Here is a 14,331-nt window from a genome sequence, read left to right on the forward strand (position 1 = left end):
GACCTTGAGGGTCTTGAGGTTGGCCTGGAAGCTGTAGCTCGCGGCCATCTGCTCGACCCGGTCGGTCTCGAGCGCGCTGCCCGTGGTGTCCGACTGGGTGGCGCTGGTCTGCACGCCGGCGGGCTCCAGCGTCTGCTGCAGGGTCTGCTGGCGCCGGAAGTCGGGCGTGTCGATGTTGGCGATGTTGTGGGCGGCGCTGTCGAGGTGCAGGCGCGCGGCCTGTACGCCGCTCAGGGCCGTGGTGCTGGTGATGCTCATGGTGGGCGTCTCCTTCTGCCCGCCATGTTCGGGCAAGGGGCGCCGCGGCGCCGCACCACTCGGCGGGCGCCGGCCGGAACCGTGCAGATCCGGCGAAATCGACCGAAAACACGGCCTTGAGCGCCGCTTCTTCGGCGATGGCGGGCGCCTCACTTCAGGTAGCCCGCCTCGCGCATTTTCCGCTCGGCCGCCTGTTGCGCGCGGCCCAGGGCGTCTTCCACGCTCACGCCTTCGCTCAGGATGGCGGCGATCTGCTGGCCCACGGCCGTGCCGATCGCCTGGAATTCGGGGATCACGGCCAGTTGCACGCCGGTGTAGGGCGATGGGGGCACGGTGCTGTCGTTCGGATCCGCCGAGGCAATGCCCTGGCGCTCGACTTCGGCGTGCGGATTGGCCTTGATGAAGGCCGGGTTGGCATAGGTCGACAGGCGGGTGCCCGAGGGCACGGCGGACCAGCCTTCGCTGCGCGCCACCAGGTCGATGTAGGCCTTCGATGTGGCCCACTTCACGAAGGCCATGGCCTCATCAGGTTGGCGAGAACTGGTCGGCACGGCCAGGGCCCAGGCCCACAACCAGTGCGCACCTTTGGGCGAGGTGCCGTAGGGCGCGCGCACAAAGCCGACCTTGCCCGCCACCCTCGAGCCTTGAGGACGGTTCACGAACCCGCCGGCCACGGAGGCGTCTACCCACATCGCGCACCGCCCTTCGCTGAAGAGCACCAGGTTCTCGTTGTAGCCATTGGCCACCGCCGCCGGGGGGCCGTACCGGTTCAGCAGTTCAGTGTAGAGACGGACGGCGTCCAGCCAGGGGCGGGTGTCGAGCTGAGGGCGCCAGTCCATGTTGAACCACTGGCCACCAAAGCTGTTGACCATGGGCGTGATCAGGGTCATGTTCTCGCCCCAGCCCGGCTTGCCGCGCAGGCACAGGCCGTAGACCCCTTTGGCCGGCTGGTGCAGGCGGGCGGCAAAGCCCTTGATCTGCTCCCAGGTGGGCTGGGACGGCATGCTCAGGCCGGCCGCCTTGAAGAGGTCGGTGCGGTAGAGCGTCATGCTGCTCTCGCCGTAGAAAGGCGAGGCATAGAGCACGCCGTTGTCGGAGAGGCTCTGGCGGATGGCCGGCAGCAGATCGAAGGCCTGGTAGGCCGGGTCGTCGGGCACGGGTCGCAACCAGCCGCGGCGCCCCCAGATCGGCGCCTCCAGCACCCCGATGGTCATGACATCAAAGCGCCCCTTGCGTGTGGCGATGTCGGTCGCGATCTGCTGCCTCAGGGCGCCCTCTTCCATCGTGACCCAGGTCAGGCGCGTGCCGGGGTGCGTGCGCTCGAACTCGGCCCCCATGCGCTGCATGGTGATCATGTGTCCGTTGTTGACCGTGGCAGTGCGCAGCTCGCCGCCCAGGGCGTGCACGCAGGCGCACAGCAACCCGATCGCCAGGACCCGCTGTTTCATGGTGTCGATCAGAGCCCAAATAGGCCACGACCCTAAGCGAATCGGGCCACGCTGACAAGCGGGGCAAGCCTTGGCTGACAAGGCCAGGCAAGTTCGACACAATCGATCTTGAATCAGTGGGCCTACGCCCTGCTGAACCAGGCAGACCTGGCGCCCACCCGGCACCCGGAGGCTGCCCTCAACCGGAGCAGACAGGGTGATCAGGCGGTCCAGCATGCGCACAACAGGTCAACACTGGTTGACGTGGCCCCGACGCAGCGTGCGGGTGCGGTTCGCACTGGTCATGGGCCTGAGCGGGCTGCTCTTTGCCGTGTTGCTGGCCTGGCTGGTCGAACAGAACCAGCTGCGCCAGCTGGAGGCGGCCGCCGGCAATGCGGCGCGACGCGAAGCGCAGTTCCTGGGGCGCTCTTTGTCGCTGGCGCTGTCCGAACGCCTGGCCCGCATCCACCGCGTGGGAGCCCTTCCCGAGGTCAGCAGCGGGCTGATCGAACCCGGCCGCCTGCGCATCCTGCTGGAGCAGACGCTCACCCACCACCCCGAACTGAGCTGGATCGCCTACCTCAACCAGCAGGGCCAGGTGATCTCGGCGACCGGCGCCCTGCTCGAAGGCGAAAACCTGGGCGACCACCCCTGGTTCCAGCAGGCCCTGCGCCAGCCCTACATCGGCAGCCCCCAGGGGGCCGGCCTGTTGGCCCCCTACCTGCCGCGCGACAGCCATGGCCAGCCGCCACAGTTGCTGGAGCTGGCCGTGCCCGTCATCGATTACGACGGCCAGACCATCGGCGTGGTGGTGGCCAAGCTGGACTGGGCCTGGATCCGGGGCGTGCACCAGGCCCTGACCCGCGACGTCGACCTGCGGGCCGACAGCAGCGTCCCACCCGCCACACCGCGCACACCGCCTGACAAACAGGTCGACAGCATGCTGATCTCGCCCGAGGGCCTGGTGGTGATCGGCCCGGAAGGCCTGGTCAACACCCCGGTCGCGCTCTCGCTGCCAGGCATCGAAACGGACAGCATCCCCAAGGAACCGGCGGTGATCCCCTGGGACGACGGCCGCCACTACCTCACGGCCACCGCCACGCTGAAGCTGGCCGACGACCCGGACGCCCCCAACTGGACCCTGGTGGTGCGCGAGCCGGCCGACACCGCCTTGCGCACGGCCCACACCCTGAGCGAAAGGGCGCTGATGGTGGGCATGGCGGCAGCCCTGATCTTCATGGCCCTGAGCTGGCTGCTGGCGACCCACGTCTCCCGTCCGCTGCGACAGCTGGCCGAGACCGCACGCCGGCGCCGCGAAGGCGAAGCGGTGAGTTTCCCGCTGGCCGATCAGGGCCTGAACGGCGCCCGAGACGAAGTGGGCGAACTGGCCCACAGCCTGTACGAACTGGACGGCAGCCTGCAAGCCCAGATGCGGACCCTGACCACCACCTCCGAAGAACTGCAACGCTACCGTGACCACCTCGAAGAGCTGATCGCCGAACGCACCGAGGAGCTGCGCCTGGCCCGCGACAAGGCGGACGCGGCCAACCGGGCCAAGAGCGCTTTCCTGGCCAACATGAGCCACGAGATCCGCACGCCCATGAACGCCATCATCGGCCTGTGCTACCTGCTGCGGCGCGAGCCCGGCCATGCCGAGAACCCCCAGCGCCTCGACGCCATGGACGCGGCCGCCCAGCACCTGCTTGGGGTGATCAACGACATCCTCGACCTTTCTCGCATCGAGTCGGGCAAGCTGAGCCTGGAGGAAATCGATTTCCGCATCCCCGAACTGCTGCAGCGCGGCCTGCAGATGGTCGGCGACAAGGCCAGCCAGAAGGGGCTGCGCTTGCGGCTGGACAACCGCCTGCAGCTGGACTGGTGGCGTGGCGACCCGACCCGCCTGTCGCAGGTGCTGATCAACCTGCTGAGCAACGCCGTGAAGTTCACCGAACAAGGCGAGGTCACGCTGGAAGCCTTTCTGGCCCAGCCAGCCGATGCAACCCAAGGGCGCCCCGCGCGGGTGAGCCTGACCGTGCGCGACACCGGGGTCGGCATCCCGGCCGACAAACTGGGGCACATCTTCCGGCCCTTCGAGCAGGCCGACAACTCCACCACGCGGCGCTTTGGGGGCTCTGGCCTGGGCCTGGCCATCACCCGCGACCTGGTCGAGCAGATGGGTGGCGAGATCACGGTGCAGAGCGCCGAAGGCAAGGGCAGCACCTTCGTGGTGACCCTGCCGCTGCTGCCCGCCCTGTCGCCCGCGGTGCAAGGCCTGACGGCGGTGGCCCCCGCACCGGCCGCCAGCGCCGTGCAGGCCACCGAGCCCGAAGCCACGCTGCGCCAACGTCACCCGGGCGCCACGGTGCTGCTGGCCGAAGACAACCCGGTCAACCAGATGCTGGCCAGCGAACTGCTGAATCTGGCCGGCCTGCAGGTGGTGCTGGCGCAAACGGGCGAAGAGGCGGTGGCCGCCTTCCAGCGCGAGCCCATCGACCTGGTGCTGATGGACGTTCACATGCCCGAGATGGACGGGCTGGAGGCGACGCGTCGCATCCGTGGCACGCCTCAGGGGCGGCGGGTGCCCATCCTGGCCATGACGGCCAGCGTGATGCAGGAGGAGCGCCAGGCCTGCGAAGAAGCGGGCATGGACGAACACCTGAACAAGCCCATCGACGTGGCCGTGCTCTACCCCACCCTGCTCAAGTGGCTGGATGCCAGCGCGCCGAGCAGCCAGCGCCGCACGGCATCGGTCGGCTGACCTCAGCGCACCTCGAACTGCACGCGGCTGCTCGGTCCCTTGTCCTGCGGCAGGCCCTCGGTGCCCAGCTTCGACGCCGTGAGCAGCACGCGCTCCGGCGGCATGCGCGCGGCCAGGTAGGCCTTGACCTGATCGCCACGCCGGTTGGCCAGGGCCTTGAGGGCCTCGGTGTCGGCGGGGGCGCTGGCCTTGAGCAGCTCGGCCATCTCGGCCGGTGGCAGGGTCTTGGCCAGGCCCACGAGGTTGCGGGGCTTGCGGATGTCGGCGGCCTTGTAGGCGGCGGCCAACCAGGTGTCGCGCTCCGCGGGCGCCACCACCACCTCGGCGGGGTCCTGTTTCAGGGCCTTGGCCTTGGCGGCCGCGAGCAGGCGATCCAGGTGCGCCTCGCGCAGGCCTTCGGCATCGACCGCGGGATCGGCGCGGCCGGTGGCCTCCAGCTTCAGCGCTGGCCGGTCGCCAAGGCGGGTGGCCAGCTTGTCGAGGTTGGCTCGGGCCTCGGGGCCCAGTTCGGCGCTGCCGGGGGCAAAGGGCACGAAGCCCAGCTCGTCGCTGCCCCCACCCGAGAGCAGGGCAAAGGGCGCGGTCACGGCCTTGGTGACCAGGTTGACCAGGACCTTCCAGATGATACCCCCCACCGAGAACTGAGGCTCATCCAGTGAGCCGGAAATCGGCAGGTTGATGTCGATCTCGCCCTTGCTGTTTTTCAGCAGGGACACGGCAAAGCGCACCGGCAGGCTGGTGGCATCGGGGCTGTCGGTCTTCTCGCCAAAGGTGAGCTGGTCAAGAAAGACCTGGTTCTCGGCCTGCAGCTTGCCGCCATCGACCTTGTAATGCACCTTGACCGACAGCGTGCCCTTCTCGATCGCATAGCCCGCGTAGCGCGCCGCATAGGGTGTCAGGCGCGTGAGCTCGATGCCCTTGGCTGAGCCTTCGATGTCGGTGAAGAGCTTGGGGCCAAGCGGTTGAAGCTGGCCGCTGATCAACAGGGGCGCGCCGTCGTCGATGGCACCGGCCACCTTCACCGTGGCAGGCTCGGGCTTGGCCGAGGAGACCGCCGAGATCAGGCCCTCAAGCTGGGTCATGCGGGCCGAGTAGTTGGGCTTGATGAAGTTGTCGGTGAAATCGACCCGGCCCCGGCTGAGCTGGATCTGGTCCCAGCGGATGCGGGATGCGGATGCGGATGCAGAGGCGGGTGTGGATGCAGGGGCAGCCGCCACGGCCACCGGCGCCACCTTCACGGTCGGGGCCGGCTGGGCACCGGGCGCCTGCGGGGTGGTGAGCGACTGGGCCTCGGCATCGGGCTGTCGCATCACCTGGGCCAGGTTCAGCTTGCCGTTGGGGTTGACGATGACGCGGCCGTAAAAATCCTGCAGGGCGATGCGGCCCAGGGCCGCGTCGAGCTCGCCGCCGCGCCACGCGACGTCCATGCCTTGCAGGCTCAAGGCCTTCCAGGTGAGGAAGTCGGCCTCGTTGAGGCGGTCGAGCACACGCAGGTCGGTCAGGCCCAGCGTGCCCTGGTAGCGTGCCTGAAGGCCCTTGCGTGGGTCATCGGCCAGCTGCAGACGGCCATTGGCCTGGGCTTTGGCACCGGCCAGGCTGACGTTGACCAGCGGATCGATGTAGGACTGCAGCACACGCAACTCGAGATTGCGCACGCCCAGCTGGGCCCGCACGTCCAGCGGCTGCGGGCGCACCTCGCCCTTGAAGCTGAGCTGGCCAGGCCCCTGGGCGCGGGTGCGGAAGTCGATGGCCAGTGGCTTGCTCAGGTCTTGCGACAGGCCTTGCACGCTGAGCTCGGTCTGGCTCAGGCTCAGCTCGGCGGGCGGGCTCACCGCCTGGTCGGTGAACCGCAGCTGGCAGGCCTGACAGCGCAAGGTGCCCAGGGCGAAAGTGGGCGTGGCGGCAGGCTGCGCGGTGGCGGCCGGAGATCGGCTGCGGGCAGGCGCCGCCCTGGCGGGCTCGGCCACGGCACCGGGTGCGCCGCCAAAGCCGAGCACACGCCCTTGGGCATCGCGGGTCAGGCGGGCGTCCAGTCCTTGCAGGGTCAAGGCCTCGGCCGAGGCGCGCCGCAGGCCTGAAGCCTTCAGCTCGGCCTGAATGCCATCGAGCGTCAGCGCCGACCAGCTCACCTGTTCTTTGCTGGCGGTCTGGCTGGCGCGAGCCTGCACCTGGTTCAGCGCCAACTGGCCCTGAGAGAGCGTGACCGACAGGGCCTCGGCCGGCGCCCATTGGGCCGACACCGTGGCGCCCAGGTCGAGCGTGCCCTGGCGAAGCTGCAGGGGCAAGGCCTGGAAGGCGGCCTGCTTAGCCACCGGGTCCAACCAGGGCAGACAAGGCAGCTGTGCCAGCTGGAACTGCGCACGGGCCTGCGAACGGGCCAGCTGCACATCGCCCTCGGCCTGGAAGCGGCCACCGGCGGTGTCCTGCCAGGCCAGCTGCCAGGAGGCCGGCGCAGCGCCCTCGGCGGCCGACAGGCCCTTGATGCGCAGGCTCAGGTCGCGCAGGCCGGGCCAGGGGGCACTGGCCTCGGTCTGGGCATCGAGCGTGGGCGCGTTGACACGCAGCTCGCCCACCTGCCATTGCCAGGGTGCGGCGGTGGTGGGCTGGGTCTCGACGGGCTGGGGAGCCGGCTTGGCGACAGGCTTGCCGGGCACGGCGGGCGCGGGCGCAGGCTTCAAAGCCAGGCGCAGGCCATCGAGGGCGACGCTGCCCACACGGGCCTGGCGCTCCAGGGGGCGGGCCTCGATGCCCTGCACCGACAGGTTCGACCAGCCGGTCTCCAGCGGCCCCATGCCCGGCAGACCGCTGGCCTGCACGGCCAGCTTGTTCACCGTCAGGCCACCCTGCACCACCAGGCTGGCCACGGCGGGTGCCGCGCGTTCTTCGAACTGCAGCTTGAGCGTGGTGGCCAATTCGCCTTCTGGCACGGCCAGCTGCCAGCCCGGCGGCAGGAAGGGCTTGGCGGCTTCGGCCAAGGGCTTGAGCGCCACCTGCTGGAGGCTCACATCCAGAACCGATTTCTTGCCCTGCGTGAAAGGCAGGGTACGGCCTTCGATCAACAAGGCGCTGCCATCGACCCGGGCCGACAAGGCGGGCTCAACCTCCACCTTCACGAAGCTGGGCAGGTTGGACACGAAGGGCAGGCTGATCTTCAGGTGCGCCACATGGTGGGCCTGGTTCAGCACACGGTCGCTGTAGTGCACCTCGCCATCGCGCAGGGCGATGTTGTAGACGGCAAAGCGCGCGGGCTCGCCCGTCGAGGGGGCGCTGGGCTGGGCACGGAGGTGGTCCAGCATGGGGCTGATGTTGAGCCGCTCGGCGCTCTGGCGCTCGATGTTCACGCGGGGGCTCAGCACCTCGACGCGGCTCACCACGGGCGCCATACGCCAGAGCGATTCAGGCGACAGGCGCACCTCGGCGCGCTTGAGCGTGAACCAGGGAGCCTCGGCCGGGCCCAGGCGCACATCGCCCATGGCCACGGTCAGGGTCCAGGGCTGAATGCTGAGCTCGCCCAGGGCAAACGGTGCACCCAGGGCCTGGCTGGCGACCGCCTCCACCCGGGGCCGCACGAAGCCAGGCAGCCAGGCTCCGACCACGCCCGTGTAGACCGCGGCCACCGCACCCAAGCCCAGAGGCCAGCGCCACCAGCGTGAAGGGCGAGGCCCTGTGCGGGCAGGACCACCCTGCGGCTTGACGTCAACGGGCTGGGAGACCCCGGGCTGGTCCATGCGTACACCTCTGCAAATGAAAAGACCCCATCCGGCCAGATGGCCCAGACAGGGTCTTTCGATGATACCGCCCAGGGTTCAGGTCACCGCCTCGTGAGCGGCCCCGAGACCAGGGGCGGTGGTGCGGGCCGGATCAGCCCAAAGCGCGAGCCATGCGGGACTTGGGTGCCGATTCGTCCTCGTCGCGGGCGGGTTGCAGCGTGAAGTTGAAGCGGACCAGGCCGAAGGGCTGGGTCAGCCCCAGGGACTCGTAACCGGCCGGCGAAACGCCCTTCTGCACTTCGACGATCAGGTCGTCGCGGGTGGCGAAGGCGAAGTCGTCGTGGATGAACGGGTCACCCGAGATGTTGACCTGGGTGGTCAGGGCACGCAGGCCCGGCGCGGCCACCAGGAAGTGCACGTGGGCCGGACGGTTGCCATGGCGACCGAGTGCCGTGAACAGCTCGGAGGTCGGGCTGTTCGGGGGGATGGCGTAGCCAGGAGGCAGGCAGCTGCGGAAGCGGTAGCGGCCCTGGGCATCGGTCTCGATGCGACGACGCAGGTTGTAGGCAGGCTGAGCCGGGTCGAAGTGCGAATACCGGCCATGGTCGTTGGCATGCCAGACGTCGACCAGGGCGTGCGGGACGGGTTTGCCATGGGTGTCCAGCACCTGGCCTTCCATCACGAAGACGTCGCCCTTGAGGTCGGCACCTTCGTCGAGCACCACCTCGCCCTTGAAGCTGGGGGCGCCGGCCACGTAGAGCGGGCCTTCGATGGCGCGGGGCGTGCCCTTGGCCAGACCGGCGCGCTCATCGGCCTCGTCCTGGCGGATGTCGAGCAGGCGGTCAAAGCCCAGGCCTGCGGTGATCAGGCCTGCCTGGCCACTGGCGCCCAGGCGGCTGATCCAGTCCACGCCAGCCCAGAACTCGTCGGGCTGGATGTCGAGGTCGTCGATGGCCTTGAACAGGTCGCCCACGATGCGGGCGCTGATGGCGCGCACACGCTCGCTGCCACCGCCCTGGTGGGACGTGTTGACGCGCGCCAGCAGTTCGGCCTGGTTCATCTCGTTCTTCATGGTTTGTCTCCGGGTGAAAAAAAGGGCCAAAGGATCGAGGTGACCGCGTCAGCGGTCATCTTCGTGCACGGAAGAGGCATGGCGGCACAGGGCCTGGACCTCGATGTCCATGTAGGGGAAGAGCGGCAGGCGCGTCAGCAACTCGTGCAGGGCCGCGGGGCTCTCGACATCGAAGACGCTGACGTTGGCGTAACGGCCGGCGATGCGCCAGAGGTGGCGCCAGGTGCCATCGCGCTGCAGGCCCTGAGCCATGGCTTTCTCGCGGGCCTTGAGTTCGTCGGCCACCGCGGTGGGCATGTCGTGCGGCAGGCGCACGGTCATCTGAACGTGGAACAGCATGGGGAATCCTGATCAGGCCTTGCGGCGGTAGAAAGCGAGCTTGTCGGTGTCGAGCTTCAGGCCCAGGCCGGGGCCGGTGGGCAGTTGCAGGGCAAAGTCGCGGTAGGCGGGGCGCTCCTGCACGATGTCGTCCTTCAGCAGCAGGGGGCCGAAGAGCTCGGTGCCCCAGGCCTGCGCCGGGCCGGCGGCGAACACATGGGCCGAGGCGATGGAGCCGATGCTGCCTTCCAGCATGGTCCCGCCGTACAGGCCCAGGCCCGCGGCCTCGCCCACCACCGCAGCCTTGGCCGTGGCGTGCAGGCCCCCGGCCTTGGCGATCTTCAGCGCCAGGATGTCGGCGGCGCCGGTCTGGGCGATGTCGCAGGCATCCTGCGCGTCGTTGAAGCCTTCGTCGGCCATCAGGGGCACGTCAAAGCGGGCTGCCAGGCGGGCCATGCCGCGGCGGTTGCGGCCCGAGATGGGCTGCTCCACCAGCATCAGGCCGATCTCCTGCAAGGCGGCCATGCCTTCCATGGCCTGGGCCTCGCTCCAGGCCTGGTTCACGTCCACCGTGAGGGGCACGGCATCGCCCAGGCCTTTGCGGATGGCGGCCACGTGGGCCACGTCCTCGGCCACGCTGCGGCGGCCGATCTTGAGTTTGAAGACCTTGTGGCGGCGCTGCTCGATCAGGCTCAGGCCTTCTTCAACGTCGCGGGCGGCATCGCCGCTGGCCAGGGTCCAGAGCACAGGCAGGCTGCTCAGGTCGGTGCCACCCAGCAGGGCGTGAATGGGCAGGCCCAGGCGTTGGCCCTGGGCGTCGAGCAGGGCCGTTTCGATGGCGGCCTTGGCATGCGACTGGCCCTGCACCTGGCGGCCCATGCGGGCCAGGGTGGCCTGCACCGTGGTGGCGTCCTGGCCGATGAGCAACGGGGCCATGTACTGGTCGATGGCCAGCTTGGCACCTTCTGGCGACTGCTCGCCATAGGCCAGGCCGCCGATGCTGGTGGTCTCCCCGATGCCTTCGATGCCATCGCTGCAGCGCACCCTGACGATCACCAGGGTCTGACCGTTCATGACGGTCATGGCCAGCTTGTGCGGGCGGATGGTGGGCAGGTCGACCAGCACGGCCTCGATGGCTTCGATGCGAACGGCGGCGTGGTCTTCAGACATGGTGGGTATGGTGTGTTCAGCGGGCATGGGTGCATCTTGTCGCTGTACAGTGCGGTCGTCCAATATCGAATCGGTCCGTTTCCATACCTTTGAGGTCTACACCATGGAGCTGCGCCACCTGCGCTATTTCGATGCCGTGGCCACCACGCTGAGCTTCAGCCGCGCGGCCGAGCGCCTGCACATCGCCCAGCCTCCGCTGAGCCGCCAGATCCGCCAGCTGGAAGACGAGATCGGCGCGGTGCTGTTCGACCGCTCGGCCCGGCCGCTGCAGCTCACGCCCGCGGGGCGCTTCTTCCATGCCCAGGTGGTACAGACCCTGGCCCGCCTGGCGGAGGCCCGTGAGGCCACACGCCGCATCGCCCAAGGTGGGCAGGGCTGGTTCGGCATCGGCTTTGTGCCCTCGACCCTGTATGGCTTTCTGCCCGAGGTGATCCGGCGCTTTCGGGCCGCGCACCCGCAGGTGGAGGTGGGCCTGAGCGAGCTCACCACGGTCAACCAGGTGGCGGCGCTCAAGGCCGGCCGCATCGACGTGGGCTTCGGCCGCCTGCCGCTGAACGACCCCGCCTTGAGCAGCGAGGTGGTGGCGCGCGACCCGCTGGTGGCCGCCCTGCCCGCCCGCCACCGCCTGCTGAGCTCACGCAGCCTGAGCCTGGCCCGCCTGGCCGAAGAGCCCCTGCTGATCTACCCGGCCCAACCCCGGCCCAGCTTTGCGGACCAGGTGCTGGCCCACTTCCACGACCGTGGCCTGCAGCCCGTGGTGGCCCAGGAGGCCAACGAGATGCAGACGGCCATCGGCCTGGTGGCGGCCGGCATCGGCATCACCCTGGTGCCCGCGCCGGTGCAGGCCCTGCAGCGCGCCGACGTGGCCTACCGCCCCCTGAAAGAACAAGGCATCGACTCGCCGGTGACCATGAACCAGCGGGCGGGCGATCAATCACCCCTCTTGCTGGCCTTCGAGGCCCTGGTGCGCGAAACCGTGCAGGCGCCGCTCACCGCAGCCATTCCCAACCCGCCCTCGCTGACCGCCGCGCGCTGAGGCGAATCCGGCCGGGCCGATAAGATCACCCCATGCACCTGCAACGCATCCACCACGTCGCCGTGATCTGCGGCGATTACGCCCTCTCGAAGCGCTTCTACACCGAGGTGCTGGGCCTGGCCATCGTGGCCGAAACCTACCGCGAGGCCCGGCAATCCTGGAAGCTGGACCTGGCCTTGCCCGATGGCGGCCAGATCGAGCTGTTCTCCTTCCCCGATCGCCCCGCGCGGCCCTCTTACCCCGAGGCCCGCGGCCTGCGCCACCTGGCGTTTTCGGTCGCCGATCTGGACGCAGCCGTGGCCGACCTGCATGCCCACGGCGTGGTCACCGAGCCCATCCGGGTCGACGAGCTGACCGGCCAGCGCTTCACCTTCTTTGCCGACCCCGACGACCTGCCCCTGGAGCTCTACGAGCTCAGCCAGCGGCCCGCGCCTTGAGCGACAAGGTGGCGTGGCCCAGGCCTTCGTAGCGGACGTTCATGGGGGTGTCGAGCGGCACCCAGGGCGCGCCGGCATAAGACCCGGTGATCACCACCTGCCCCGCCTTCATGCCGATGCCCTTGGCGCGCAGGAACTCGGCCAGCCAATACAGCCCCTTGCGCGGCAGGCCATCGGGGTGTGACCCGGCCAGCACCTGCAGCGGGGCATTGCCCACCTGCAGACGGACCTCGAAGGCAGCGGCCTGGCGGGCGGCCTCGGCCGGCAGCTCAGGGCCCAGGAACAGGCCCTGGTTGACCAGGCCATCGGCCAGCTTGTCTTCAAAAGTGGGTTCGGCCGCGGCGTCGTAGCGCGAGTCGATGAGTTCAAGCGCGAGGTGGGTGCGCACGATGGCGGCGTCCACCTCTTTCTCGGTGTAGGGCTGGCTGCGGGCCGGCAGGTCGAGGCCCAGCACAAAGGCCAGCTCGGGCTCGATGCGGACCTGGCCGTCGCGGGCCCAGACCTGGGCGCCGTCACCGCTCTGGATGCTGGGTGCGTAGAGCGGCGCCACCACCAGCTTGCCCTCGGAGGGCAGCGCGCACTTCCAGCCCCCCACGGGCCAGCCCGTCAGGGGCACCATGGCCTGCTGGATGGCGAAGGCGTCGTCCAGCGTGTGGGGGCGGCAGGCCTCGGGCAGCACCGGCCCCTGGCGTCCACGCAGGCGCCGCATCGCCAGGAAGCGGGCCGCGTTCTGGATGGCATCAGGCGTGAGCAAGGCAGGGGCGAGCGTGGAAGTCGACATGGTGGGGCGAAGGGCGACGGTGTGGGGTCTCCAGCTTGCATGTCAACCTTGACACGCAGAAGGCATGTGGCAAGGATACGGCCACATCCCACGATGTGAACACCCCGCCGTGGCCGAAACAGCGTGGGAACAGCCCTGTATCTCGGCGTGATGCCCCGGCGCGACTCAGCCAGGCAACCCAGGCGTGCAAAACAGCGCGGCGGATCAGGCCGGCACCGCGCGCCCCACGGCCCGCAGGCGCCAGGCCGCCCACAGGGCCAGCCCCAGCAGCGCCAGACAGAAGCCCACCACACCCGGCCAGGCCCCATGCGCCCAGAACCAGCCGCCCAGCGAGCCCATGGTGCTGGAGCCCAGGTAATACGACAGCAGGTAGAGCGAGGACGCGTGCCCCTTGCTGCCCACGGCCAGTTGCCCCACCCAGCCACTGGCCACGGCATGGGCCACGAAAAAGCCGATGGTCAGGGCGACGATGCCCCCCACCACCGCGCCCAGGGGCGCCAGGCAGGTCAGGGCCAGGCCCACCACCGTGCACAGCAGGCCGCTGAGCAACACCGGCCAGCGCCCGAAGCGGTCGGCCAGCGCACCGGCCGTGGCCGACGAGACCATGCCGAACACATAGGCCCCGAAGATCAGCCCGATCTGGGCCTGGCTCAGGCCATAAGGCGCGGCCATGAGCCGAAAGCCGCCGTAGTTGTAGACCGTGACAAAGGCGCCCATCAACAGCCCGGCGATGGCAAACAGGCTGGACAGGCCGGGGGCACGCAGCTGGGTCCGCCAGATGCCCAGGTGCTCGCGCCAGGGCTGGGGCGGCCGGGGCCGGAAGTGGCGCGAGGCCGGCAGCAGCCACCAGAAGCCGCCCGCCACCAGCAGGGACAGGCCGCCCAGCGTGACCAGGGCATGCTGCCAACCCAGGTGCTCGGCCAGCACGCTGACCACCACGCGACCGCTCATGCCGCCAAAGGCCGTGCCCCCCACATACAGCCCCATGGCCAGGCCCAGGCCAGGCGGCTCGATCTCTTCGGCCAGGTAGGCCATGGCCACGGCGGGCACCCCACCCAGGGCCAGACCGCTCAGGGCGCGCGCCACCAGCAGGGTGTGCCAGTGCGGCACCAGGGCCGCCACGATGTTGAGCAGGGCCGCTGCCAGCATCGAGGCGAACATCAGCGGTCGGCGCTGCACGCTGGCCGACACCGCCCCTGCACCCAGGATGGCGAAGGCCAGGCAGCCGGTGGACAGCGACAGCGCCAGCGAGCTCTGCGCCGGGCTCACGCCAAAGTGCGCGGCCATGGCGGGCAGCAGGGGCTGCACCCCGTACAGCAGGGAGAAGGTGGCCCAGCCCGCCAGAAACAGCGCCATGACGAAGC

11 protein-coding genes are annotated in these 14,331 nt (G+C 69.5%); 3 read left to right on the top strand and 8 right to left on the bottom strand.

The genetic code is table 11. The features are described from left to right. On the bottom strand, positions 1-258 hold a 258-nt coding region (locus QZ994_RS14215), incomplete at its 3' end, for a flagellar basal body protein (protein WP_290872850.1). A 149-nt stretch (positions 259-407) separates the two neighbouring features. Beyond that, a complete protein-coding gene (locus QZ994_RS14220) occupies positions 408-1,706 on the bottom strand; it encodes a sugar ABC transporter substrate-binding protein (RefSeq protein ID WP_290872853.1) in 1,299 nt (432 codons plus the stop codon). A 265-nt stretch (positions 1,707-1,971) separates the two neighbouring features. On the opposite strand from QZ994_RS14220, the gene QZ994_RS14225 reads away from it, so the two are divergent. Then, complete coding sequence (locus QZ994_RS14225) at positions 1,972-4,443, top strand: hybrid sensor histidine kinase/response regulator (RefSeq protein WP_290872856.1); 2,472 nt, start codon at positions 1,972-1,974, stop codon at positions 4,441-4,443. A 2-nt stretch (positions 4,444-4,445) separates the two neighbouring features. Here the strand turns inward: QZ994_RS14225 and QZ994_RS14230 are convergent, their stop codons facing one another. From QZ994_RS14230 to QZ994_RS14245, 4 genes are all read right to left on the bottom strand, one after another. After that, positions 4,446-8,171 carry a DUF748 domain-containing protein gene (locus QZ994_RS14230; protein ID WP_290872858.1) on the bottom strand — a complete coding sequence of 1,242 codons (3,726 nt, stop codon included), beginning with the start codon at positions 8,169-8,171 and terminating at the stop codon, positions 4,446-4,448. A 133-nt stretch (positions 8,172-8,304) separates the two neighbouring features. Then, entirely contained in the window at positions 8,305-9,225 is a 921-nt protein-coding gene (locus QZ994_RS14235) for a dioxygenase (RefSeq protein ID WP_290872861.1), read from the bottom strand. A gap of 48 nt (positions 9,226-9,273) precedes the next feature. Beyond that, positions 9,274-9,564 carry a muconolactone Delta-isomerase gene (catC, locus tag QZ994_RS14240; RefSeq protein ID WP_290872864.1) on the bottom strand — a complete coding sequence of 97 codons (291 nt, stop codon included), beginning with the start codon at positions 9,562-9,564 and terminating at the stop codon, positions 9,274-9,276. 12 nt (positions 9,565-9,576) lie between these two features. Further along, positions 9,577-10,713, bottom strand: a complete 1,137-nt coding sequence (locus QZ994_RS14245) for a muconate cycloisomerase family protein (RefSeq protein WP_290872867.1) — start codon at positions 10,711-10,713, stop codon at positions 9,577-9,579. Between the two features lie 103 nt (positions 10,714-10,816). On the opposite strand from QZ994_RS14245, the gene QZ994_RS14250 reads away from it, so the two are divergent. Together QZ994_RS14250 and QZ994_RS14255 are read left to right on the top strand one after the other, a co-directional pair. Continuing rightward, positions 10,817-11,749, top strand: a complete 933-nt coding sequence (locus tag QZ994_RS14250) for a LysR family transcriptional regulator (protein WP_290872870.1) — start codon at positions 10,817-10,819, stop codon at positions 11,747-11,749. 32 nt (positions 11,750-11,781) lie between these two features. Then, positions 11,782-12,186, top strand: coding sequence for a VOC family protein (locus tag QZ994_RS14255; protein WP_290872873.1), 405 nt, complete (start codon positions 11,782-11,784; stop codon positions 12,184-12,186). On the opposite strand, the gene QZ994_RS14260 is transcribed toward QZ994_RS14255, so the two are convergent. Together QZ994_RS14260 and QZ994_RS14265 are read right to left on the bottom strand one after the other, a co-directional pair. After that, complete coding sequence (locus QZ994_RS14260; RefSeq protein WP_290872876.1) at positions 12,164-12,967, bottom strand: fumarylacetoacetate hydrolase family protein; 804 nt, start codon at positions 12,965-12,967, stop codon at positions 12,164-12,166. The genes QZ994_RS14255 and QZ994_RS14260 overlap by 23 nt on opposite strands. A gap of 204 nt (positions 12,968-13,171) precedes the next feature. Then, positions 13,172-14,331, bottom strand: a 1,160-nt coding sequence (locus QZ994_RS14265; RefSeq protein WP_290872879.1) for an MFS transporter, incomplete at its 5' end; no start/stop codon positions are given.

Origin of the sequence: Aquabacterium sp., from assembly GCF_021768455.1 — a bacterium.
Classification (GTDB): domain Bacteria; phylum Pseudomonadota; class Gammaproteobacteria; order Burkholderiales; family Burkholderiaceae_C; genus Aquabacterium.